This is a genomic window from Allobosea sp. RCC_152_1, from assembly GCF_041360765.1.
Lineage (GTDB): Bacteria > Pseudomonadota > Alphaproteobacteria > Rhizobiales > Beijerinckiaceae > Allobosea > Allobosea spartocytisi.
Genome location: NZ_JBFUPU010000002.1, coordinates 895223 through 917895, shown reverse-complemented (window position 1 = coordinate 917895; position 22673 = coordinate 895223). Strand labels below are relative to the sequence as shown.

Annotated in this window: 22 protein-coding genes; 7 read left to right on the top strand and 15 right to left on the bottom strand. The window is 66.5% G+C overall.

Annotated elements, in window-relative coordinates; all coding sequences use genetic code 11:
- Positions 1 to 31: 31 nt before the first annotated feature.
- Positions 32 to 1069 carry a substrate-binding domain-containing protein gene (locus AB6806_RS10775; protein WP_051988111.1) on the bottom strand — a complete coding sequence of 346 codons (1038 nt, stop codon included), beginning with the start codon at positions 1067 to 1069 and terminating at the stop codon, positions 32 to 34.
- Between the two features lie 160 nt (positions 1070 to 1229).
- Here AB6806_RS10775 and AB6806_RS10770 point away from each other — a divergent pair, with 160 nt between their 5' ends.
- From AB6806_RS10770 to AB6806_RS10740, 7 genes are all read left to right on the top strand, one after another.
- Complete coding sequence (locus tag AB6806_RS10770; protein ID WP_370954581.1) at positions 1230 to 2501, top strand: extracellular solute-binding protein; 1272 nt, start codon at positions 1230 to 1232, stop codon at positions 2499 to 2501.
- An 11-nt stretch (positions 2502 to 2512) separates the two neighbouring features.
- Positions 2513 to 3442, top strand: coding sequence for a carbohydrate ABC transporter permease (locus AB6806_RS10765; RefSeq protein WP_051988112.1), 930 nt, complete (start codon positions 2513 to 2515; stop codon positions 3440 to 3442).
- 1 nt (position 3443) lies between these two features.
- On the top strand, positions 3444 to 4295 hold the full coding sequence (locus AB6806_RS10760; protein ID WP_038363673.1) for a carbohydrate ABC transporter permease: 852 nt from the start codon (positions 3444 to 3446) through the stop codon (positions 4293 to 4295).
- 3 nt (positions 4296 to 4298) lie between these two features.
- Positions 4299 to 5807 carry an argininosuccinate lyase gene (locus AB6806_RS10755; RefSeq protein ID WP_370954580.1) on the top strand — a complete coding sequence of 503 codons (1509 nt, stop codon included), beginning with the start codon at positions 4299 to 4301 and terminating at the stop codon, positions 5805 to 5807.
- Positions 5807 to 6898 (top strand): ABC transporter ATP-binding protein, encoded by a 1092-nt coding sequence (locus tag AB6806_RS10750; RefSeq protein WP_038364392.1) that lies wholly within the window; start codon positions 5807 to 5809, stop codon positions 6896 to 6898. The genes AB6806_RS10755 and AB6806_RS10750 overlap by 1 nt, the downstream gene beginning before the upstream one ends.
- A 106-nt stretch (positions 6899 to 7004) precedes the next feature.
- Complete coding sequence (locus AB6806_RS10745) at positions 7005 to 8393, top strand: NfeD family protein (RefSeq protein ID WP_038363678.1); 1389 nt, start codon at positions 7005 to 7007, stop codon at positions 8391 to 8393.
- On the top strand, positions 8390 to 9163 hold the full coding sequence (locus AB6806_RS10740; RefSeq protein ID WP_370954579.1) for a slipin family protein: 774 nt from the start codon (positions 8390 to 8392) through the stop codon (positions 9161 to 9163). The genes AB6806_RS10745 and AB6806_RS10740 overlap by 4 nt, the downstream gene beginning before the upstream one ends.
- 10 nt (positions 9164 to 9173) lie before the next feature.
- Here the strand turns inward: AB6806_RS10740 and AB6806_RS10735 are convergent, their stop codons facing one another.
- From AB6806_RS10735 to AB6806_RS10670, 14 genes are all read right to left on the bottom strand, one after another.
- The gene (locus AB6806_RS10735; RefSeq protein WP_038364399.1) at positions 9174 to 9731 is read right to left on the bottom strand and encodes an HNH endonuclease; all 558 of its coding nucleotides are present in this window, start codon (positions 9729 to 9731) and stop codon (positions 9174 to 9176) included.
- Between the two features lie 207 nt (positions 9732 to 9938).
- Positions 9939 to 10823 (bottom strand): 3-hydroxybutyryl-CoA dehydrogenase, encoded by an 885-nt coding sequence (locus AB6806_RS10730; protein WP_038363715.1) that lies wholly within the window; start codon positions 10821 to 10823, stop codon positions 9939 to 9941.
- A gap of 83 nt (positions 10824 to 10906) precedes the next feature.
- The gene (locus AB6806_RS10725) at positions 10907 to 11851 is read right to left on the bottom strand and encodes an electron transfer flavoprotein subunit alpha/FixB family protein (protein ID WP_142022064.1); all 945 of its coding nucleotides are present in this window, start codon (positions 11849 to 11851) and stop codon (positions 10907 to 10909) included.
- Complete coding sequence (locus AB6806_RS10720) at positions 11851 to 12597, bottom strand: electron transfer flavoprotein subunit beta/FixA family protein (RefSeq protein WP_370954578.1); 747 nt, start codon at positions 12595 to 12597, stop codon at positions 11851 to 11853. The genes AB6806_RS10725 and AB6806_RS10720 overlap by 1 nt, the downstream gene beginning before the upstream one ends.
- Positions 12598 to 12771: 174 nt before the next feature.
- Complete coding sequence (locus AB6806_RS10715; RefSeq protein ID WP_038363723.1) at positions 12772 to 13470, bottom strand: rhomboid family intramembrane serine protease; 699 nt, start codon at positions 13468 to 13470, stop codon at positions 12772 to 12774.
- 8 nt (positions 13471 to 13478) lie between these two features.
- On the bottom strand, positions 13479 to 14060 hold the full coding sequence (locus AB6806_RS10710; protein ID WP_142022063.1) for a cob(I)yrinic acid a,c-diamide adenosyltransferase: 582 nt from the start codon (positions 14058 to 14060) through the stop codon (positions 13479 to 13481).
- A gap of 68 nt (positions 14061 to 14128) precedes the next feature.
- The gene (locus AB6806_RS10705) at positions 14129 to 14644 is read right to left on the bottom strand and encodes an acyloxyacyl hydrolase (protein ID WP_185747956.1); all 516 of its coding nucleotides are present in this window, start codon (positions 14642 to 14644) and stop codon (positions 14129 to 14131) included.
- Positions 14645 to 14876: 232 nt separating this feature from the next.
- Positions 14877 to 15068 (bottom strand): twin transmembrane helix small protein, encoded by a 192-nt coding sequence (locus AB6806_RS10700; protein WP_038363727.1) that lies wholly within the window; start codon positions 15066 to 15068, stop codon positions 14877 to 14879.
- A gap of 76 nt (positions 15069 to 15144) precedes the next feature.
- On the bottom strand, positions 15145 to 16425 hold the full coding sequence (locus AB6806_RS10695) for a glycosyltransferase family protein (RefSeq protein ID WP_051988119.1): 1281 nt from the start codon (positions 16423 to 16425) through the stop codon (positions 15145 to 15147).
- 147 nt (positions 16426 to 16572) lie between these two features.
- Positions 16573 to 17346, bottom strand: coding sequence for a polysaccharide deacetylase family protein (locus AB6806_RS10690; protein ID WP_185747955.1), 774 nt, complete (start codon positions 17344 to 17346; stop codon positions 16573 to 16575).
- On the bottom strand, positions 17343 to 18485 hold the full coding sequence (locus AB6806_RS10685) for a glycosyltransferase family 4 protein (RefSeq protein WP_370954577.1): 1143 nt from the start codon (positions 18483 to 18485) through the stop codon (positions 17343 to 17345). The genes AB6806_RS10690 and AB6806_RS10685 overlap by 4 nt, the downstream gene beginning before the upstream one ends.
- A 29-nt stretch (positions 18486 to 18514) precedes the next feature.
- Positions 18515 to 19702, bottom strand: a complete 1188-nt coding sequence (locus AB6806_RS10680; RefSeq protein ID WP_370954576.1) for an ABC transporter permease — start codon at positions 19700 to 19702, stop codon at positions 18515 to 18517.
- Positions 19699 to 20664, bottom strand: coding sequence for an ABC transporter permease (locus AB6806_RS10675; RefSeq protein WP_038364407.1), 966 nt, complete (start codon positions 20662 to 20664; stop codon positions 19699 to 19701). The genes AB6806_RS10680 and AB6806_RS10675 overlap by 4 nt, the downstream gene beginning before the upstream one ends.
- 39 nt (positions 20665 to 20703) lie before the next feature.
- A complete protein-coding gene (locus tag AB6806_RS10670) occupies positions 20704 to 22620 on the bottom strand; it encodes an ABC transporter substrate-binding protein (protein ID WP_370954660.1) in 1917 nt (638 codons plus the stop codon).
- Between the last annotated feature and the right edge of the window lie 53 nt (positions 22621 to 22673).

Below are 22673 nucleotides of genomic sequence, written 5' to 3'. Positions count from 1 at the left end.
GGCCGTCGCGAAGGCCGGGCGATGCCGGCCTCTACGGCTCTGGTCTCGCCAACGCGACGGAATCGCGCAGGACGAGCTCGAAGGGCATGATCTTGCGGATGGGTCCGGGGACCTTCCCCTCGATCAGGTCGATCAGGATCAGCGCAAGCTCCTCGCCTGCGCTGCGGATCGAGGTCGCTGTCGCCGTCAGCGACGGCACGAAATCGGCAGCGCTGAAGCCCCTGACGCCGTCGTCGTGGCACACCACCGATACGTCGATGCCGACCTTCAGCCCGTGCTCGCCCAGGGCGCGATAGACGCCGCGCGCCTGGAAAACCGAACCGCACAGGAAGGCGGTCGGCCGTTTCGCATCGGAAAGCCGACGCATCGCGGTCTCGTAGCCCGTCGCTTCGGTCATCGAGACGAACTCGATCGCATCCGGCGGCGGGGTCAGCCCGCGCGCGGCGAAGGCACGCCGGAAGCTCGCCGCGCGCGCCGCGACATAGCGGAACTGCGCGAGGCCGTTGATCGCGACGATGTGCCGATGCCCGTAATCGAGGAGCAGGGTCGTCAGGCGCTCGAAGGCGTTGTCATTGTCCGTGTCGACGAAGGAATAGGGCTCCTCCACCTCGCTGCGCCCATGCACGACGAAGGGCAGGCGAAGCTCGTTCAGCAAGGCGATGCGGGGATCGTCGACAAGGGGGCGCGTGATGATGATGCCGTCGACCGCCTTCGACGAGGCGAGCCGGCGCAGGACGGCAGCCTCGTCGCCCTGAAAGGGAGACAGCAGCAGATTGTAGTTGCGGCTGGTGATGGCGGTCGAGATGCCCGCCAGCACATCGACGAAATTGGTCTCGGGCAGTTGCAGGCGCTCGAGCGGAAAGGACAGCCCGATCGTCTCGGCCCGGCCGAGCGCGAGGCTGCGGGCACGCGCATTCGGCCGATAGCCGGCCGCCTCGGCCGCCGAGACGACGCGCAGGCGGGTCGTCTCGGGAATGCCAGGATGGGCCCGCAAGGCGCGGCTCACGGTGGATTGCGACAGACCGAGCTGCAGGGCGAGCGTCTTCAGATCGGCGGCATTCTTGTGCAAGCGCTTGCTTTCATCATGCGGCAAGGCGTTAGTCGCTTGCCGGGTACTTGCCAGAAATAACCCATATCAGGGCCTGTTGACAAATTCACGCATCTCCGTAGCATGCAAGCGCTTGCATAATACGCTGGAAAACAGTGATGCTCCCGGGAGGATGCCCCAGATGAATTTCATGAAGGTCGCCCGCCGATCGTTTCTGGCCTCTGCGCTGGCGCTCGGCGTCTTCGCCGCCGGCTCCGGCCGCGCGCAGGCCGTCGAGATCCAGTACTGGCAATACGTCTTCGACACCCGCGTCCAGGCGATGACCGAGCTGATCAAGCAGTTCGAGGCCGAGAACCCCGGCATCACCGTCAAGCAGGTCACCTTCCCCTATGCCGACTACCAGACGCGCCTGATCGCGGCCAAGGCGGCCGGGCGCGGCCCGGAGGTGATGCAGCTCTTCTATGGCTGGCTCGACACCTTCATCGCCGGCAAGCTGGTCCAGCCCTTGCCGCAGACCACATTCAAGAATGCCGAGATCGAGCGCGATTTCTTCCCGATCGTCTCGGCGATGAAGCGTGGCGAGCAATATTACGGCCTGCCGACCGCGGTTCGCTCCATGGCCCTGTTCTACAACAAGGACCTGTTCCAGAAGGCCGGGCTCGACCCGGAGAAGCCGCCGCAGACGCTGGACGAGTTCGTCGCGGCCGCCAAGGCGATCGCCAAGCGCGATGCGGCCGGGAATTTCCAGCAGGTCGGCATCGCGCTCGACATCGCCCGGCAGGACCATAACTGGTGGCGCGAGATCCTGGTGCGTCAGTATGGCGGCGAATCCTATTCCGCCGATGGCAGCAAGGTCGCCTACAACACCGAGGCCGGAGAAAAGGCGCTCGCCTTCTACACCGGCCTGCAGAAGGTGCACCGTGTCGGCCAGGAGAGCTTCATGGACGAGGGCCAGGCGGCCTTCCGTGCGGGCCTCGCCGGCATGGTGGTGGACGGCACCTTCCGCGTCGCCTCCTACAAGACGATCCAGAGCTTCAAATGGGGCGTGGTCGAGCTGCCGACCCACGACGGCAAGAAGGCCAATTTCGGCAGCTATTTCGCCAACGCCATCGGCGCTTCGGCGACGGGCGAGAAGCTCGCGGCGGCCGAGAAGTTCATGGCCTTCATCTCCTCCGAGAAGGCGATGAACATCTGGCTGGAGAAGGTCGGCGAATTGCCGGCCCGGCGCGCCGTCGCGCTGACGGAGGCCAATATCAAGGACCCGATCTACGGCCCCTTCATCCGCGGGCTCGACTATGCGGCGACGCCGCCGATGGTCGACGAGGCGGCCCAGCGCCAGGTCTCGATCGACATGATCAACGCCGTGCTGCTGAAGGACACGCCGATCAAGGACGCGCTGAATGCGGCGGCCACGCGTGAGCAGGCCATCCTCGACAAGTTCAAGGCCAAATAAGAGGCCCGCGCATGTCCGTGACATTATCGCCCCGGAGCGCCGGCGCCAGCGGGGTCTGGGGGCGGCTGTCGATTTCGACGAAGCAGATCGTCTGGGCCTGGACCTTCCTCGCCCTGCCGGTGCTGTTCTTCGCCATCGTCCGCTTCTACCCGACGCTGGAAGGCTTCTACCTGTCGACGACCGACTGGGATTTGCTGAACGAGGCGCGCTTCGTCGGCCTCGACAATTATCGCAAGCTCTTCGCCGATCCGGTGTTCTGGCAGGTTTTCCGCAACACCTTCGCCTATCTCGTCTTCGGCACGCCGATCGCGATCCTGCTCTCCTTCGCCATCGCCTATTATCTCGACCGGGTGACCTTCCTGCACGGGCTGATCCGGGCGCTCTACTTCCTGCCCTATCTCACGACGGCGGCGGCGATGGCCTGGGTCTGGCGCTGGTTCTACCAGCCGCCGCCGATCGGTGTGATCAACAGCATCCTCGGCTCCGTCGGCATCCCGGCCCAGCCCTTCCTGCGCTCGATCGATCAGGCACTGCCGGCGATCATGCTGACCGCGATCTGGGCGCATCTCGGCTTCCAGATCATCATCTTCATGGCGGGCCTGCGCGCCATTCCGACGAGCTATTACGAGGCGGCGCGCATCGACGGGTTGGGGGAGGGGGCGATCCTGACGCGCATCACCATCCCGCTGCTGAAGCCGACCACCGTCTTCCTCGTCGTGTTCTCGTCGATCGGCTTCCTGCGGATTTTCGACCAGGTCTACAACATGACCAGCAATGACCCCGGCGGGCCGCTCAACTCGACCAAGCCGCTGGTGCTGATGATCTACCAGACGGCCTTTTCCTCCTACCAGATGGGCTATGCCGCGGCCCAGACCGTCGTGCTCTTCGTGATCCTGTTCTCGATCTCGATGGCGCAGCTCTGGATCCTGAGGAGCCGCTGAGATGAGCGAGAGCGCAAAGCCCTCCTACGCCTATGGCAGCACCATTCGCCCCGGCCGGATCGTCGCCTGGACGATCCTCTTCCTCGGCGGCATCGTCATGATGACGCCGCTGCTCTTCATGTTCTCGACATCGCTCAAGACGGCCGGCCATGTCTACGATCTGCGGCTGATCCCCGAGCAGCCGACGCTCGCCAACTACGTCAAGGTTCTGTCCGACGGCCGCTTCGTCCGCTGGTTCCTGAACTCGACGCTGATCGCGACGATCGTCACGCTGTCCTGTCTGTTCTTCGACAGCCTCGTCGCCTACACGCTGGCGAAATTCGACTTTCCCGGCCGCCGCCTGGTTTTCCTGGCGATCCTGTCGACGCTGATGATCCCGACCGAGATGCTGGTCATTCCCTGGTATCTGATGGCGAGCAAGCTCGGCTGGATCGACACCTATTGGGGCATCATGTTTCCGGGGCTGGTCACCGCCTTCGGCGTCTTCCTGATGCGGCAATTCTTCGAGACGGTGCCGAACGATTTCCTCGAGGCGGCCCGCGTCGACGGCCTCAACGAGTTCGCGATCTGGTGGAAGGTGGCGCTGCCGCTGGTCACGCCCGCGCTCTCGGCACTGGCGATCTTCACCTTCCTCGGCAACTGGACGGCCTTCTTCTGGCCGCTGATCGTCACCACCGACCCGTCGCTCTACACGCTGCCGGTCGGCCTTTCGAGTTTCGCCGTCGAGCAGTCGATCCAGTGGGAGCTGATCATGACGGGGGCGGCGCTCGCCACCATTCCGACGCTGGCGATCTTCCTGTTCTTCCAACGCTACATCGTACGCGGCGTCATGCTCGCCGGGGTCAAAGGCTAGGCTATGGGTTCCTTACAGACCAACGACCGATCGCGCTTTCCCGATCCGGTCTATCGCGAGACCGTGCTGAGGCCGCTCTTCGACGGCGCCCGCCACCACCATGCCAGCGCGCTGCGCCGCATCGACCGCGCCCATCTCGTCATGCTGGTCGAGACCGGCATTCTCGATGCCGGCCAGGGCGCGGCGATCGCCCGGGCGCTGCTGGCGATGGAGCACGAGATCGACCCGGCCGCGCTCGCCTATGGCGGGGATGTCGAGGACTACTTCTTCTACATGGAGCGTGAGCTGAAGGCGCGCGCCGGGACCGATATCGGCGGGCGGCTGCACACGGCGCGCTCGCGCAACGACATCGACCACACCTTCCTCAAGCTCGACCTGCTGCCGCGCATCGACCGGCTGCTCGCGGCCTGCCGACAATTGCTGGCGGCGCTGATCGAGACCGCCACGCGCGACCGCGACGTGCTGATCGTCGCCTATACCCATGGCCAGCCGGCCCAGCCGACGACCTATGGGCATTATCTCGCGGCGATCATCGAGATCCTGATCCGCGACATCGAGCGGATCGAGGCCGCGCGCGGCATCGTCGATCTCTGCCCGCTCGGCGCGGCCGCGATCACCACTTCGGGTTTTCCGATCGACCGGCAGCGCGTGGCCGACCTTCTCGGCTTTGCCGCGCCACTGCAGAACTCCTATTCCTGCATCGCCGCGACCGACTACCTGACCTCGATCTACAGCGCGGTCTCGCTGCTGTTCCTGCATCTCGGCCGGCCGGTCCAGGATTTCCAGTTCTGGTCGAGCTTCGAGGTCGGGCAGCTCTATCTGCCGAACGCCTTCGTGCAGATCTCCTCGATCATGCCGCAGAAGCGCAATCCGGTGCCGTTCGAGCATCTGCGCCATCTCTCGGGCCAGGCGGTCGGGCGTGCCCGTGCCGTGGTCGACGTGATGCACAACACCCCCTTCACGGACATGACCGACAGCGAGTCCGAGACCCATGAGATGGGTTATCAGGCGATCGATGTCGGGCTTCGCGTCCTCGACCTGCTGACCGCGACGATCCGCGCCGGGCAAATCGACCCGGACCGGGTCGCGGTCAATCTCAGCCGCTCCTGCGCCACGATCACCGAGCTTGCCGACTGGCTGGTGCGCAGCGAGGGGCTGTCCTTCCGGCTCGGCCACGAGATCGCCGCCGATGTCGCCCGGGCCGTCGTGGCCATGGCCGGCGATTTGCCGACCGACGGCTATCCGGCCTTCACCACGGCTTTCGAGCACCATGTCGGGCGCAAGCCGGCGGCGGATGCGGCCGAATTCGCCCGGATGGTCTCGCCGGAGCATTTCGTCGCGGTTCGCGACCGTTTCGGCGGCCCGGCGCCGGCAGCGCTCGATGCCGCCTTTGCCGGCTATCGCGAGGCGCTCGATGGATTCGATCGGCACGCGACGGACATCGCCCAACGGCAAAGCGCCGCGGCCGCCGAGCTCGAACGCCGCGTTCACGAGATCGCAAAGGGTGGATGATGGCACGCATCGAGCTGGAGCAGATCGTCAAGCGCTATGGCAGCATCACCACGGTCCACGGCATCGACCTGACGATCGATGACGGCGAGTTCGTCGTGCTCGTCGGCCCCTCGGGCTGCGGCAAATCGACGACTTTGCGCATGATCGCCGGGCTGGAGGCAATTTCGGGCGGGACGCTGCGCATCGGCGGCCAGGTGGTCAATGACCGCGAACCCAAGCACCGCAACATCGCGATGGTCTTCCAGAACTACGCGATCTACCCGCATCTGACCGTGGCGCAGAATATAGGCTTCGGGCTCTACACCTCCAAGCTCTCCAAGGCCGAGAAGCAGGCCCGGATCCGCGAGACGGCGAAGACCCTGAGCCTGGAACCCTATCTCGAACGGCGCCCCGCCGCGCTTTCCGGCGGGCAGCGGCAGCGCGTGGCGATCGGCCGGGCGATGGTGCGCGATCCCGTCGCCTTCCTCTTCGACGAGCCGCTCTCCAATCTCGACGCCCAGCTGCGCGGCCAGATGCGGCTGGAGATCAAGCAGCTCCACCAGCGGCTCGGCAGCACCATCGTCTTCGTCACGCATGATCAGGTCGAGGCGATGTCGCTTGCCGACCGGATCGTCGTGATGCGCGACGGCCGCATCCTGCAGGTCGGCGCGCCGATGGATCTCTACAACCGGCCGGCGGACATCTTCACCGCGCGCTTCATCGGCACGCCGGAGATGAACATGATCGACGGGATTGTCGCCGACGGCCACGTGGAGCTGGAGGCCAATGCCGCTGCCGTCGATCTTTCCGGCCTCGGCGGCTTGCCGCGGGGTGTCGAGGCCGGCCAGCCCATCGTTCTCGGCGTGAGGCCGCAGGAACTGCATCTGCTCGCCGGCGGGCGTGGCGATTTCCCGATCCGAATCGAGGGCAGGGTCCGGGTGGCCGAGCCGCATGGCTCCGAAACCTTCGTCCTGCTCGACTTGCCGGCCGGCCAGCTGGTTGCCCGCGCGCCCTCGACGGTCTCGTTCAAGCCCGGCGATGCGGTCGCCTTCGGGGCCGAGGCGAACAGCCTGCGGGTCTTCGACAAGCGGACGGAGAAGCTCGTCAACTGAGCCCGCGCAGACGGACGCCAGCGAGGCATCGGCCGTTCCGCCGCCGTTGCCGGCCTCATGGATTTCGCAGGAATCCACCCCATATGGATTCCACGGAGTTCTGAGCGTGAGACTCGCGCGGGTGGCCCTTTTCGCGGCGGCTGTCGCGGCCGCGGCGATCCTCTCCTCCTTCTCTCCCGCGCAAACGGTGGCGGGCAGGGTCGCTTTGAGTGTCGCGATCGACGGCGCCATCGGTCCGGCAAGCTCCCGCCAGCTCAAGCAGGCGCTGAACGTCGCTGCCGAGCGGAAGGCCGCGGTCCTCATCCTGCAGTTGAACACGCCGGGCGGGCTGGTCACCTCGATGCGCGAGATGATCGCCGACATCCTGGCCTCTCCTGTTCCCGTCATCGGCTATGTCGCTCCGGCGGGGGGCCATGCGGCGAGCGCCGGCACCTACATCCTCTACGCCACCCATGTCGCGGCGATGGCACCCGGCACCAATCTCGGGGCCGCCACCCCGGTGCAGATCGGTGGGCTGCCCTCGCTCCCCGGCGGCGAGAAGGATAACGGCCCGGGCGGCATCGGGAAGGACACCGGCGCGCGGGCGCCCGTCGATGCCATGACGACCAAGGTCACCAATGACGCGGTCGCGCTGATCCGCTCGCTTGCCGAATTGCGCGGGCGCAATGGCGACTGGGGCGAAAAGGCCGTGCGCGAGGGGGCGAGTCTCTCGGCCAGCGCAGCGCTCGATCAGCGTGTCATCGACTTCGTCGCCCGCGACACGGCCGAACTCCTGCAACTGGCCGATGGCCGCACCGTCGAGGTGGCCGGCAAGAAGGAGGTTCTGGCCACGAAGGGCCTGGCCGTTGAGACGCTGGAGCCCGGCTGGTTCATCCGGCTTCTCGCCGTCATCACCAATCCGAACACCGCCGTCATCCTCATGCTGGTCGGCTTCTATGGCCTCGTCTTCGAATTCGTCAGCCCCGGCGCGGTGGCGCCCGGTGTCGTCGGAGCCATCTGCCTCGTGCTCGGCCTCTACGCGCTCGATCAGCTGCCGATCAACTATACCGGGCTTGCCCTGATGCTGCTCGGCGTGGCCTTCCTCATCATCGAGACCTTCAATCCGACGGTCGTGCTGGGGCTCGGCGGCGCAGCCGCCTTCCTGCTCGGCTCCACCATGCTGCTTCAGACCGAGGGGCCGGGCTTCGGCGTGTCCTGGGCGGTCATCGGCCCCGCCGCTGTGCTCAGCCTGGCACTCGCCCTGCTTGCCGGAACCTATTTCTGGACGGCGCGTCGCAATCCGCCGCGCATTGGCGGCGAGGCCATGCGCGGCCTTGCCGTGGACGTCCTCGACTGGAACGGCGGCGAGGGCCATGTGCTGGCGCTCGGCGAACGCTGGCGGGCGAAGGCCGACGAGCCCATCGCACCGGGGGGCAGCGCGGAGGTGACCGCCGTCAGCGGCCTCGTGCTGACAGTGCGGCGGCGCGATGCGGCAAATGACGGAGCAAAGCGATGATCGTCAGTTATGTGGCCTATCTGATCATAGCGCTGCTGGCAGCGCTGTTCCTGTCGGCTGCGATCCGCATCCTGAGGGAATATGAGCGCGGCGTGGTCTTCACGCTCGGCCGCTTCACCGGGGTCAAGGGGCCGGGCCTCATCATCCTCGTCCCGTTCGTCCAGCAGATGGTGCGCGTGGACCTGCGCGTCGTGGTGCAGGACGTGCCGCCGCAGGATGTTATCTCGCGCGACAACGTCTCGGTGAAGGTCAATGCGGTGCTCTATTTCCGCATCGTCGATGCCGAGCGCGCGATCATCCAGGTCGAGGATTTCATGACGGCCACCAACCAGCTGGCGCAGACGACTTTGCGCTCGGTGCTCGGCAAGCATGAGCTCGACGAGATGCTGGCTGAGCGCGACAGGCTCAACAGCGACATCCAGGAGATTCTCGACCAGCGCACCGATGCCTGGGGAATCAAGGTCTCCAATGTCGAGATCAAGCATGTCGACCTCAACGAGAGCATGGTCCGCGCCATCGCCAAACAGGCCGAGGCGGAGCGGCTGCGGCGGGCCAAGGTGATCAACGCCGATGGCGAGCAGCAGGCGGCGGCAAAGCTGGTCGAGGCGGGACGCATGCTGGCGGCCGAGCCGCAAGCCATGCAACTGCGCTATTTCGAAGCCCTGCACGACATCGCCGGCGAGCGCACCTCGACAGTGGTGTTCCCCCTGCCGATGGATTTGCTGAGGCAATTCCTGCAGCAGCCGGGCGATGGTGGAGGGGCGCGATGAAGGATGCGGCTTACGGCTCCAGCTCGGAATCCCAGTAGAGATAGTCGAGCCAGCTCTCATGCAGGTAGTTCGGCGGGAAGAGCTTGCCGTTGCGATGGAGGTCGTTGACCGTCGGCGCATAGGGCTTCTGGGCCGGGAACATCTCGACATAGGCCGGCATCTTGTCGCCCTTGCGCAGGTTGCAGGGCGAGCAGGCCGCGACGACGTTCTCCCAGGTGGTGAGCCCGCCCTTCGAGCGCGGCACGACATGGTCGAAGGTCAGCTCGTCGCGCGTGCCGCAATATTGGCAGGCGAAGCGGTCACGCAGGAAGACGTTGAAGCGGGTGAAGGCCGGTGTCCGCGATGGCTTGATGTAGCTCTTCAGCGAGACGACCGAGGGCAGCCGCATGTCGAAGCTCGGACTGCGGACCACCGTATCGTATTCCGAGACGATGTTGACGCGGTCCATGAAGACCGCCTTGATCGCGTCCTGCCAGCTCCAGAGAGATAGCGGATAGTAGCTCAGTGGCCGAAAATCGGCATTGAGGACGAGAGCCGGACAGCCGTCCGGCGACGCCATCGGATGCATCACATGCGCCGTCAAACCCGTCGCACCTCCGCTTCGTCAGCGGGACGAATCCCGCCTGACGATCAATGTAAGCGCGAGACGACAGGAATGTGAAGGAACTTGTTGCGGGTGCGACATGCCTGCGCGTGACCGAGAGGCATTTCCCCTCGCCATGGCGGGCAGGGAAACCCGCCATCTTCGCGGCGCAGGAGGTGCCGCAAGGCTCGCTCAGCGGGTCGGGACGGGTTTCTCGCCGCGATAATCGTAGAATCCGCGCTTGGTCTTGCGGCCGAGCCAGCCGGCCTCGACATATTTCACCAACAGCGGGCAGGGGCGATATTTCGAGTCGGCGAGACCGTCATGCAGCACCTGCATCACCGACAGACAGGTGTCGAGGCCGATAAAGTCGGCGAGCTGGAGCGGCCCCATCGGATGGTTGGCGCCGAGCCGCATGGCGACGTCGATCGCCTCGACCGAGCCGACGCCCTCATAGAGCGTGTAGACGGCTTCGTTGATCATCGGCAGCAGGATGCGGTTGACGATGAAGGCCGGGAAATCCTCCGACACCGAAGCCGTCTTGTGCAGCTTGCCGACGAAGTCCTTGGCGAGCTCGAAAGTGCCGTCATCGGTGGCGATGCCGCGAATCAGCTCGACGAGCTGCATCAGCGGCACCGGGTTCATGAAATGAATGCCGATGAAGTGCTCGGGCCGGTCGGTCGCGGCCGCGAGCCGGGTGATCGAGATCGAGGAGGTGTTGGAGGCCAGGATCGCCTTCGGCCGCAAATGCGGACAGACGGCGGTGAAGATCTTGCGCTTGACCTCCTCGTTCTCGGTCGCGGCCTCGATGACGAGGTCGCACTCGCCGAGATTCTCCAGCCCCGGGGCCGCCTCGATCCGGCCGATGGCCGCGCGGCGCTCGTCCTCGGCAAGCGCGCCTTTCATCACCTGACGCGCCATGTTGCCGTCGATCGTCGCCAGCGCCGCATTGATGCGCTCCTCGGCGAGGTCGTGCAGCTTCACGTCGAACCCGGCCACCGCCGCCACATGGGCGATGCCGTTGCCCATCTGGCCCGCCCCGATGATGCCGATCTTCCTGATCGCCTGGTCCGACATGATCCGATCCCGATATCTTTCCCGCTCCCCGCGGGAGCGAACGGGCCGCCCATGGGGGCGGCCCGGCACGTTCAGTCCAAGTCTTACTTGCCGGCCTTGCCGAGTTCGGCGTCGAGCTCCGGCAGGACGGTGAAGAGGTCGCCGACGAGGCCGTAATCGGCGATCTGGAAGATCGGCGCCTCCTCGTCCTTGTTGATGGCGACGATGACCTTGCTATCCTTCATGCCGGCGAGATGCTGGATCGCGCCGGAAATGCCGACCGCGATGTAGAGCTCGGGCGCGACCACCTTGCCGGTCTGGCCGACCTGCCAGTCGTTGGGGGCGTAGCCGGCATCGACCGCGGCGCGCGAGGCGCCCATCGCGGCGCCGAGCTTGTCGGCGACGGGCTCGATCACCTTGGTGAAATTCTCGGCCGAAGCCAGCGCCCGCCCGCCCGAGATGATGATCTTGGCCGAGGCCAGCTCCGGACGGTCGGACTTGGCGACCTCCTCGCCCTTGAAGGACGAGTTGCCGGGGTTCTCGGCGGCCGAGACGCTCTCGACGGCAGCCGAGCCGCCTTCTCCGGCCGCCTGGAAGGAGGCGGTGCGGATCGTGAGCAGCTTCTTCGCGTCGGCGGATTGTACTGTCTGGATGGCGTTGCCGGCATAGACCGGGCGCTCGAAGGTGTCGGGCGAGACGACCTTGGTGACGTCCGAGACCTGCATCACGTCGAGCAGGGCGGCGACGCGCGGCAGCACGTTCTTGCCGGTGGTGGTGGAGGGGGCGACGATGGCGTCGTAGGCGCCTGCCAGCTTGACGATCAGCGCGGCCAGCGGCTCGGCCAGCGCGCGGCCGTAGGCCGCGTCGTCGGCGAGCAGCACCTTCTCGACGCCCGCGAGCTTCGCAGCCGCATCGGCCGCGGCCTTGGCGCCCTCACCGGCGACGAGGATATGGACGGGTGCGCCGAGCTGGGCGGCGGCGGTCAGCGCCTTGGCGGTGGCGTCCTTGACGGAAACGTTGTCGTGTTCGGCGATCAGCAGCGTGGTCATCAGATCACCCCGGCGGTCTTGAGTTTGGAGACGAGTTCGGCGGCATTGGCCACCTTGATGCCGGCGGAGCGGCCGGCCGGCTCCTCGGTCTTCAGCACCTTCAGGCGCGGCGAAACATCGACGCCAAGCGTCTCGGCCGAGGTCTCGTCGAGCGGCTTCTTCTTCGCCTTCATGATGTTGGGCAGCGAGGCGTAACGCGGCTCGTTCAGGCGCAGATCCGTGGTGACGATCGCCGGCAGCTTGAGCTGGACCGTCTGCAGGCCGCCATCGACCTCGCGGGTGACGTCGACCGAGCCGTCGCCGACCACGACCTTCGAGGCGAAGGTGCCCTGCGGCCAGCCGAGCAGCGCGGCGAGCATCTGGCCGGTCTGGTTGGCGTCATCGTCGATCGCCTGCTTGCCGAGGATGACGAGGCCGGGGGCCTCCTGCTCGACCACTTTCTTCAGGAGCTTGGCCACCGCCAGCGGCTCGACCAGCCCATCGACCTTCACGAGGATGCCGCGGTCGGCGCCCATGGCCAGGCCCGTGCGGATCGTCTCGGCGGCTTGAGCCGGGCCGATCGAAACCACGATCACCTCGGTCGCCTTGCCGGCTTCCTTCAGGCGCAGCGCCTCTTCGACGGCGATCTCGTCGAACGGGTTCATCGACATCTTGACGTTCGCAAGCTCGACGCCAGACTCATCCGCCTTCACGCGGATCTTCACGTTGTAATCAACAACCCGCTTCACGGGCACCAAGATCTTCATCGTCAGATCACCGTTCAGAAGAAATGCGCCTTGCGCCGCGCCGCCGGAGAGAGCGGGATGGCGGCATCGCGGCCTTCGGCTGGAATGCGGTCGGACCGTAGCGATGGGCATTTGCGCTTGTCAACGCCGTCAGCCGGCGCAATCCGGGCGGAATCGAAGCCGGGACGGGCAGTGTCATGGCTGCGCGGCCCGACGCCCGAACAGGGTGACGCCGCGGCGGATGAACAGGGGCGTCAGCGCCGCTCCGGTGGCGAGCCCGCCGAGATGGGCCCACCAGCCGATATTGCCTTGCGGATCGAACCAGGCCGAGGCGGCTTGGAAGACGATCCAGCCACCGAGCGTATAGACGGCCGGGACGTGGACCGGGATCCATTTGAAGGCGAGACCCCAGATCCGAACGCGCGGATAAAGCATCAGATAGGCGGCGATGACGCCCGAGATCGCGCCGGATGCGCCGACCAGCGGCTGCTCCGAATCCGGATAGACCAGCGCGTGCGCGAGCGAGCCGCCGAGCCCGCAGAGGAAGAAGAAGGCGAGGAAGCGGGCATGGCCCATCGCGTCCTCGACATTGTCGCCGAAGACCCAGAGGAACAGCATGTTGCCGATGAGATGTGCGAAGCTGGCATGGAGCAGGATGTTGCTGAAGGGGGTCAGCCAGGCCGGCGCGTGAACCAGCCCTTCCGGCAGTACGGCCGTGCCGAACAGCACCGAGGGGATCATCCCGAAGCCGGCCATCATGGCGATGTCGCTCTCCTGATGCGGCCAGTACCGGAGCGCGATCTGGATCACCGTGCAGGCCGCGACCAGCCCGTAGGTGATGAAGGCTGAGCGGGTGAAGCGCAGCGGCACGCCATCATAGATCGGGACGAACATGGCCGGCTCTAGCGGTTCTGTCCGGGAATCCAGAGAACGTCGCCACCGGCCTTCGCATTGAGGAAGCGGGATGCAACGAACAGGAAATCCGAGAGCCGGTTGATGTATTTAAGGGCCGGGCCCGAGACCGCCTCGCCCTCGATGGCGGCGAGCTCCGCCATCAGGCGTTCGGCCCGGCGGCTGACGGTGCGGGCGAGATGCAGATGCGTTGCCGCAGGCGTGCCGCCCGGCAGCACGAAGGAACGCAGCGGCGCCAACGTCCCGTTAAGCTGGTCGATCTCGTTTTCGAGCCGGTCGACCTGGGACTGCACGATGCGCAGCGGCTCGAAGGTGAGGGGCTTGTCGGTCTCCGGCGTCGAGAGATCCGCGCCGAGATCGAAGAGGTCGTTGCTGATGCGGCCGAGCATCGCGTCGACCTCGGCATCCTCGGCTGCGGCATGAAGCCGCGCCAGGCCGATGCAGGCATTGGTCTCGTCGACGGTGCCGTAGGCCGCGACCCGCAGGTCGAATTTCGGGCGGCGCGGGCCGGATGTCAGGCCGGTGGTGCCGTCGTCGCCGGTGCGGGTGTAGATGCGGTTGAGCTTGACCATGCACCGCTTATAGCGCGGCGCGGGTTCGACGGAAGCAGGCTCTTCGCCGCCCCGTCCTCATCCTGATGTCAGAAGGTGTAGCCGAGCTTGGCGCCGATATTGGCCGGGCCGCGCGGCGACGCCGTGCCGGGCTGGCTTGAGCAGCCCGCCGTGCTGAAATGCTCGAGCGTCGTGACGAGGTTCCAGCGATCGGACAGGCGGAAGCCGAGCGCCGCCGCCTCGCGCGTGCCGGCGTTGCAGCCGAGGCTCAGGCGATTTTCCGGGATGATCGCTCCGGTCTTGCCGTCATGGACCGCCGCCGCGAGGCTCGCTTCGACGAAGATGTCCTTGCTGATGTCAAAGGTCCAGGCCGCGCCGGCATAGGCGTAGCGGGTGCCGTTGAGGTTCACGCTGGAGCCGATGTTGAAGCGCGGGATGAAGGCGGCGGCGATGCGGTCGCTGAGCGGGACGAGGCGCGGCGACAGGACCTCGCCGGCGATATTGGCCAATCCGCCCTCGCGGCCGCCCGGATTCGCGAGGCCTCCGCCGATGCGCGCCTCCCAGGCGGGAGCGGGCGGTTCCGCGGCGGGCGCGTAGCTCGACACGGCCGGCGACAGTGATCTCGATTGTGCCCAGCCCGGCGAGCTGAGCAGGCAACCGGCAACAAGAAGCAACGCGACGCGAACCATGATCACCGGCGGAGAAGGGAAACTGGCGTTAGTGAAGCGCACACACTCGTGTTCGGATTGTGGCAAAGCCCTTCCTGAAGGCCTCGATCCACAGCGCCTTCGATTCGGAAAGTCAAATTGATTCAAATGTTTGCAACATCGTGGCCAATCACGGCCCGCTGCGCCACCAGAGCACGAAGACGACGATGACGATGGCAAGGAACTGAAGCTGGACGCGCAGTTGCATCAGCTTCTGCGAGGTGTTGGCGCTGCCGCCGCGCATCATGTTGATCAGGCCGAGCAGCAGCACCACCGCAACGGCACCGACGGCGATGGGGACGAGCGAATTCGAGAGCGTCATGACTGAGGCTTAATCCGCCGACCGGCACTTTGCCAGCATCGAGATGGCTGCCGCGGTGGTTGCAAGATGTCGCAGCTCAGCTCAAGGCCACGCTCGGCGCCAGGGCACGCGTCCGCACCGGCGAGGAGAGGTTCTCGGCGAGCGCGCGACAGATCGCGGGCAGGCCGTCGAGCAGATCGGGCACGAAGGCCTGTGACGGCGGCAGCCGCTTCGGCAGGGCGTGGAGCGCTGCCGCCATGACCATGGGGTCGCGTACACCGTCGCCGTCCTGGGCGGGGTCGGCCAGGACGTCGATCAGCCCCAGCTCCTCGGCGCGATGGGCGCGGATCGCCTGTTCCAGCCGCGGCCGGACTCGCGGCACGACGAGCGCCGGCTTGTCGAAGGACAGGATCTCGCAAAAGGTGTTGTAGCCGCCCATGGCGACGACGCAGTGGGCGCGGTTCATCAGCAGTTCGAGGCGCGGCTCGAAGCCGAGCCCTTCGAGCTTGGGATTGCGCGCGATGCGCTCGGCGAAATCCTTGCGCTTCTCGCGGGACATGAACGGACCGAAGACGATCAGCGCCGGCAGCGCGATCGTCGGGTCCGCCTCATAGGCCGAGATCACCCAGTCGATGACACCGGCACCGTCGCCGCCGCCGCCGGGCGTGACGAGGATGAAGGGCTGCTTGGTGATGCGCGGATAGCGGTTGGGCGGCATGGGCGAGGGCACCGCGCGCTTGAGATAGCCGAGATAGCGGGTCTTGGCCGAGAAGCGCTGTTGATCCGGCAGGCCGGCGAGCGGCTCGTAGACGCTCTCCAGCCCATAGACGAAGACGTCGTCATAGATGGTGTCGAGCGCTTCCAGCGCACCGCTGTGGCGCCATTCCTCGAGCAGCTTGCCTGGCTCGTCGAGCACGTCGCGCAGGCCGAGCACGATACGGGCGCCGCGCCGGCGCAGGATGTCGAGCGCGGGCTTGAGCTCGCCGCGCAGGCCGACGGGCTCCTTGTCGACGATCACGACGTCCGGATCGAAGGAGAGCACCGTCTGCTTGATGATGTCGGTGCGCAGGCGGATCGTGTCGTCGAGCTCGAGATTGAGGTGATGCGGGCCGTAATGGCCGTCGCTCTGCTTCTCGACGCCGGGGATGCGGACATAGTCGACGCCGTCGCCGAACTGGAAGCTCGAGATCACCGAGGAACCCGAGACGATGATGACCGAGATGTGCGGAAAGCTCGCGACCAGCGCGTTGGCGATGGCGCGGCAACGCCGGATATGGCCCAGCCCGAAGGTGTCGTGGCTGTAGATCAGCACACGCGGGGCGTGGGAACTGCGCGGGCTCCGTTCGGGGCCCACCAGATCAATGACATTGGACGACATGGGAACGCCGGCCTCCACAACGGGTCAGACGACTTCCTGGCGGGGCCGAGCACACCAGACAGCCATGCTGCAGCATGGTTGTACCCACCTATAGCGTGGCGCCGAGGGCGATCCAAGCCTGCCTGACCGAGGGAGATGCCGCTTTTTTCATGCCGTGCCGCCCCGGCCTATCAGGCTGCGCGGATCGGCGAGCGCGACGGCAGAGTGGCTGTCCGCCAGCGCAAGCAGGTCGCTGAGAAAAGCCCAGGCGGTTTCGTCGTGATCGCGATGGTGCAGGAGGAGGCCGAGCGTGTCGGGCCCTTGCGGCCGCCCGCGCCATTCCATCAGCAGATCCACGATTTCGGCGATCAATCCGGCGGGATTCCGGCCGATGCGCCCGCCATGCCAGTCCATCACGTCGATATGGGTGTTGAGGAGTTGAGGCCCGCCATCGGGGCCGTTGCGATGATCGCGGAAGCAGGACAGCGCCGTGAAGCCGAGCTCCGGCAGGCGGGCAGCATGGCCCGGATCGATGCGGTTCCAGGGTGGCACGAAGACCGGCAGGATGGCCTCGCCCAGCACGTCGCGCAGGCGCAACGAGGCTTTCACGATCTCGGTATCGACAGCCTCTGGCGCGCGATCCGGCCCGAATTCGGATTTCTTCGCCCCGGCGGGGGCATGGTTGCGATGCCAGCAGCCGTGCTGGCAGGGCAGGAGCGCCGGGCTGTCGCGCAGGCTCCCGGCAAGGGCGGTTTCCGCCAGCATGGGGATGACGGCGAGCAGGACCGGCACATGGAAGCGCTCGGCACAGGTTGCGAGCCGGTCGAGCGCGGCGCTGGGACCGACGGCGTCGTCATCGCGCAGCCAGAGCCGGAGTTGCCGGCCGGCGGCGTGCCAGTGGTCAAGTTCCTCGATGAGGGGAGACCAGAGGGCGGCGCTCATGGAGCCTCCCTTTCGGTCGCGGCGCGGCGCTTCAGGCTGCGGTTGCGGCAGGCGATGGCGAGGCCCGCCGCCAGCCTTTCGGCGGCCCGCTCCGTGGTGCGCTCGGTCAGCACGAAGCGACGCGCCTGCGCCCCCATGGCAGCGCGCCTGGCGCCGTCGCGCAACAGGGCCGAGAGCGTGGCGGCGAAGGCGGCCTCGTCGCCTTCCGGCACCAGCAGGGCGGTTTTCTCGGCCTCGACGGTGGTCGAGACGCCGCCGCTGTCGAAGGCGACGACCGGCAGTCCTGTCGCCTGCGCTTCGAGATAGACCAGCCCGTAAGCCTCGCGCATGCCCGGCCAGACGAAGACGTCATGAGCCGCGAGCTCGGCCAGCGCCCGTTCGCGGTCCAGCAAGCCGAGCCAGGCGATGCGCCCGGCGGGCAAGCCGGCGAAAGCCCGTTCGATCTCGCCGCGCTTGCGCCCGTCGCCGATGACGCTGAGGCTCCAGTCCTCGTCGCGGATGCGTTCGAGAATGCGGGCCAGCGCGAGATAGCTGTTCAGCTTGGTGCCCTCGCGCATCATCGCGATGGTCACGAGGCGCGGCGCGCCGCTGCGGGCGATGTGCCGGGGCGGCTCGCGGTCGAAGGCGACGAAGGGCGGCAGCGGCAGGAGCGCGGTCCCTTCCTGGCGCCAGGGCTCGAGCCCTTGCCGGTCGCGGTCGGTGAAGAAGAAATGCGTGTCGGCGGCCTCGAGCCCATGGCGCACGAGCGCCGTGTGGCGTGCCCATTCGCCTTGGGCGCGCTGCGCGGCGTCGCTTGCTTCGGCCGTGACATAGGGGATGCCGAGCGCGGCCGCGATCTCCGGGCCGAGCAGGTCCGGGGCGCGATAGTAGTTGTGGTAGGTGAACCAGAGATCGGGGGGCTCGGCCGCCCCGTCCCGCCAGGAGGTGAGCAGGCGCTCGCGCAATCCGGCGGCGTCGGCTTCGAGCCGGGCGAGGGCGGTCGCGTCTGAACCGGCCAGATAGCCCCGTCCCGCCTTCACCGGCTCGACGACATGGCCGAGCGAGCGCAGGGCCGCGACGAGCTGGCGCGCCATGCGGCGGTCGCCGGAGACGCCGTCATCGTCGTACAGGTTGAGCGGAGTGTGGAAAGCGATGCGCAAAGTCGGTTCGCAGGCGGCGTGGCGATGTCTCAGCGATAAGGATCGGCCGCGTCGCGCAGGCCGTCGCCGAGGAAGTTGAAGGCAAGGATGATCACGATCACCGGGATGACCGGATAGAGCAGCCAGGGATAGAGCGCCACCACATTGATGTTCTGGGCCTCGTTCAGCATCACGCCCCAGCTCGTGATCGGGGGCCGCAAGCCCAGGCCGAGGAAGGAGAGCGCCGTTTCGCCGAGGATGGTGCGGGGGATGGTGATCGTCGCCGAGGCGATGAGATGGCTCATGAAGCCCGGCACCAGATGCAGCGCGATGATGCGCCGCGGCCGCGCGCCCATGAGCTGGGCGGCAACGACATAATCCTCCTCGCGCAGAGAGAGCAGCTTGGAGCGCACCGAGCGGGCGAGCCCCGTCCAGTCCATCAGGCCGAGGATCACGGTGATGCCGAAATAGACCACCACCGGGCTCCAGGACGGCGGCATGATCGAGGCCAGCGCCAGCCAGAGCGGGATATGCGGCAGCGACTGCACGATCTCGATGATGCGCTGGACAACGAGGTCGACCCGGCCGCCATAGTAGCCGGCGATGCCGCCGATGATGACGCCGAGCACGAAGGAGATGCTGACGCCGATCAGGCCGATCGAGAGCGAGATGCGTCCGCCATAGAGGATGCGGGAGAGCATGTCGCGGCCGAGCCGGTCCGAGCCGAGCCAGAAGAAGGTGCCGCCCTCCGGCGGGCAGACGAGGTGCAGATTGCCCGGCACGAGCCCCCAGAAGCTGTAGCTGTCGCCGCGGCAGAAGAAGCGCAGCTTCTCCGGCCGTTCGCGATCCTCGGCATATTCGCGCTTCAGGTTCTCCATGTTGAGATGGAGCTTGAAGGGATAGACGAAGGGGCCGACGAACGCGCCCTCGTGGAAGAGGCGGACCTGCTGGCCGGGCGCGCGGATGAAATCCGTGTTGCGCGTGCTGTAGTGATAGGGCGCAAGGAACTCGGCGAAGGCCGCCATCGCATAGATCACGAAGATGAGGACGGCCGAGATCACCGCGAGCCTGTGCTTGCGGAACTTCCACCACATCAACTGCCATTGCGAGGCGAGATAGACCCGCTCCTGCTCGGCGGTCATCTCCTCGGTGGCATAGGGCTCGAACGGGGCCGTCGAGACCGCATGCGGCAGCGGCGCGCCCTCGGGCGGCAGATCCTTGAGCGAGTTCGCGGTCACTTCGTTGCAGCCCCCTGCAAGCGAATGCGCGGATCGAGGATGGCCAGCGCGATGTCCGAGATCAGCACGCCAATCACGGTGAGGAAGGAGAGGAACATCAGGAAGGAGCCGGCGAGATACATGTCCTGGCTCTGCAGGGCGCGGATCAACAGCGGGCCCGTCGTCTGCAGCGACAGCACGATCGCCACGACCTCCGCGCCCGAGACGATCGAGGGCAGGATGTCGCCGATATCGGAGATGAAGAAATTGAGCGACATGCGCAACGGGTATTTGCGCAGCGCCTTGCCCGGCGGCAGGCCCTTGGCGCGGGCGGTGGTGTAGTACTGCTTCTGCAATTCGTCGAGCAGGTTGGCGCGCAGCGCCCGGATCATGCCCGCGGTGCCGCCGGCACCGATGATGATGACCGGGATCCAGAGATGCTCCAGCACCGATCTGAGCTTCGCCCAGCTCATCGGCTGGTTGAGATATTGCGGATCGACGAGACCGCCGATCGAGAGGCCGAACCAGAGATTGGCGAAGTACATGAAGACGAGCGCCAGCAGGAAGTGCGGCACGGCAAGCCCGATCAGGCCGAGGAAGGTCAGGCCGTAATCGCCCCAGCTATATTGATGCGTCGCGGAATAGATCCCGATCGGGAAGGCCACGATCCAGGTGAACAGGATCGTGGCGAAGGAGACGATCATCGTCAGCAGGAGCCGGTCGCCGACGATCTCCCGCACCGGGCGCTGGTATTCGAAGGAATAGCCCATATCGCCGTGGAGCAGGCCCGCGACCCACCAGGCATAGCGCTCCACCGGGGGCCTGTCGAAGCCGTACTCCTTCTTCAGGAACTCGATGCGGCTCATATCGGCCTTCTCGCCCTGCGCCTGCATCTCGGCGGCGAGGGTCTCGAAATAATCGCCTTCGGGCAGGTTGATCACGGTGAAGATCAGCGCGCTGGTGACCAGCAGCGTCGGGATCATGATCAGGATGCGCTTGAAGATGTAGCGAAAGAGCACCGCTCAGCCCTCGCCGTCTTTCTTTCTACGAAACCAGAAGGTGTCTGGCATGTAGCGGCCGAGGAAGGCCCCGGGCTCGAAGCTGTAAAGCCCGTGATCGGGAACGTTGTTGAGGTCGCGCGACACCACGATGGGCTGCAGCGTGCTGTTGATGACGCCGATGGTGAAGAGCTGCTCGGCGTTGATCCGCAGCATCTTCTGCCAGATTTCGCGGCGCTGCGCCGTCGTCACGCTCATCCGCCATTCGTTGTAGAGCCTGACGAGCTCGTTCGCCTCGGGGAGCGACGGGCGCTCGCCTTCGCGGCCATTGGTCTCGATGAACTGGCCCCAGCGCGGCCACTGGAACTGGGCAGTGGAGGTCGGGGCGAGCGCGTCCGGCTCCATCTCCGGCGTGACCAGCGCGTTGTCCATGCCGGCCCAGGCCGACATGATCGTCTGCCCGGCGACGATGCGACGCCGGAAGACGTCACGCTGGCTCGAGCGCGGATAGATCTTGATGCCGACATCGAGAAAGTTCTGCTTCAGCAGGTCGAGGATGTCGGTCTCCTCGGTGTTCTCGCCTGCGGTCTCGATGGTGAATTCGAGCCGTCTCCCGTCGGGCAGGAGGCGCACGCCGTCATCGTCCCGCTTGGTCAGGCCGATCTCGTCGAGGAGCTGGTTGGCGAGGCCGGGATCGTGCTGGATCCAGAGCGAGGCGAGGGCCGGGTCGTAGAGCGGGCTTTCCGGCAAGGCCGTGTTGCCGCTTTCGCGGGCGAGGCCGAAGAAGATCACCTTGTTGACGTCGGTCCGGCTGATCGCGACCGAGATCGCCCGCCGGTAGCGGACGTCGCGGTTGAGGTCGCGCCAGACGGGGTCGATGGCGTTGAGATTGGGCAGCAGCGCGAAATAGGCGCCCTCGGCCCGTTTCCAGAGCTTGACCTCGAAATTCATCCGCTTCGAGGCTTCCTTGAGGAAGGTGTAGTTGTCGAAGCGGATGTAGCGCACCTGCAGGTCGGCCTCGCCGGCCGCGGCCTTGGCCGGGATGAGCGCGCTCGTCCCGATCGTCATCGTCACCTCGTCGGCATAGGGCAATTGCCGGCCGTTCTCGTCGATGCGGTGGAAATAGGCGTTGCGCTCGAAAACGAACTGCTCGGCGGGCAGGGGCGTGGTGTTGCGCCAGGGCTCGAGGGTCGGAAGCTTGGGGTTCTCGGGCCGGTACATGCGGGAGTTGCGCTCGTGCAGGGCGCCCCAGTCGCGAACCCGGTTCTCCTTGATCTTCGCGGCGAGCTCCTGCTTCAGCGCGTGGCGCTCGTGGAATTGCCGCAGATATTGCGAGGGCATGAAGATATAGGTCGGCTGGGCGGCGGCCAGAGCCGGCAGGAAGATCGGGTTGGGCGCCTTCCAGCTATAGCGGACCTCGGTCTCGCTCACGATCTCGAAGACCGGCGGTTCGCCCGCCGAGAACAGCGCCTGAGGCGGCCCGCCCGGCGACAGGCGCTTGTTGTTGGCGACATCCTCCCACCAGTAGCGGAAATCCTCGCTCGTCAGCGGTGATCCGTCCGACCAGCAATGCCCGGGCCGCAGGCGCAGCGTGAAGATGCGCCCCTCATCGACGTTGAAGCTCTCCAGCACGTCGGGGACGAGCTCGAGCTTGTCGTCGTAGACGACCAGGCGCGTATAGCCATAGAGCGTCATCATGCGCAGGTCGCGCTGGTCGCCCATCAGCAGGCGGATATTGCCACGGTGCCGGCCGGCCCTGCGCCCGAGGCTCGCCATGTCGATGACGCGCGGAACGTCCGGAATCCGGTCGCCGACCGGGGGCAGCGCGCCGGCCGCCACGCGGTCGGCGAAGAACGGGCTGTCGATCGCGGCAGGGGTCTGGGCGGCGGGAGCCTGGGCAGAGGAAGGCTGGACGGGAGGCTGCTCGGGCGCGGCGCGCAAGGCGCGCGGCAGGCCGAGGCCGGCGGCGGTGGCCGTTCCCAGAAGCAGCGCCG

Coding starts and splice junctions, on each gene's coding strand:
- AB6806_RS10770 (WP_370954581.1), top strand. CDS start 1,230: ATGAATTTCATGAAGGTCGCCCGCCGATCGTTTCTGGCCTCTGCGCTG.
- AB6806_RS10750 (WP_038364392.1), top strand. CDS start 5,807: ATGGCACGCATCGAGCTGGAGCAGATCGTCAAGCGCTATGGCAGCATC.
- AB6806_RS10715 (WP_038363723.1), bottom strand. CDS start 13,470: ATGTTCGTCCCGATCTATGATGGCGTGCCGCTGCGCTTCACCCGCTCA.
- AB6806_RS10690 (WP_185747955.1), bottom strand. CDS start 17,346: ATGAGCGCCGCCCTCTGGTCTCCCCTCATCGAGGAACTTGACCACTGG.
- AB6806_RS10710 (WP_142022063.1), bottom strand. CDS start 14,060: ATGGTCAAGCTCAACCGCATCTACACCCGCACCGGCGACGACGGCACC.
- AB6806_RS10720 (WP_370954578.1), bottom strand. CDS start 12,597: ATGAAGATCTTGGTGCCCGTGAAGCGGGTTGTTGATTACAACGTGAAG.
- AB6806_RS10740 (WP_370954579.1), top strand. CDS start 8,390: ATGATCGTCAGTTATGTGGCCTATCTGATCATAGCGCTGCTGGCAGCG.
- AB6806_RS10735 (WP_038364399.1), bottom strand. CDS start 9,731: ATGCATCCGATGGCGTCGCCGGACGGCTGTCCGGCTCTCGTCCTCAAT.
- AB6806_RS10730 (WP_038363715.1), bottom strand. CDS start 10,823: ATGTCGGACCAGGCGATCAGGAAGATCGGCATCATCGGGGCGGGCCAG.
- AB6806_RS10725 (WP_142022064.1), bottom strand. CDS start 11,851: ATGACCACGCTGCTGATCGCCGAACACGACAACGTTTCCGTCAAGGAC.
- AB6806_RS10760 (WP_038363673.1), top strand. CDS start 3,444: ATGAGCGAGAGCGCAAAGCCCTCCTACGCCTATGGCAGCACCATTCGC.
- AB6806_RS10700 (WP_038363727.1), bottom strand. CDS start 15,068: ATGACGCTCTCGAATTCGCTCGTCCCCATCGCCGTCGGTGCCGTTGCG.
- AB6806_RS10675 (WP_038364407.1), bottom strand. CDS start 20,664: ATGATCCCGACGCTGCTGGTCACCAGCGCGCTGATCTTCACCGTGATC.
- AB6806_RS10765 (WP_051988112.1), top strand. CDS start 2,513: ATGTCCGTGACATTATCGCCCCGGAGCGCCGGCGCCAGCGGGGTCTGG.
- AB6806_RS10695 (WP_051988119.1), bottom strand. CDS start 16,425: ATGTCGTCCAATGTCATTGATCTGGTGGGCCCCGAACGGAGCCCGCGC.
- AB6806_RS10755 (WP_370954580.1), top strand. CDS start 4,299: ATGGGTTCCTTACAGACCAACGACCGATCGCGCTTTCCCGATCCGGTC.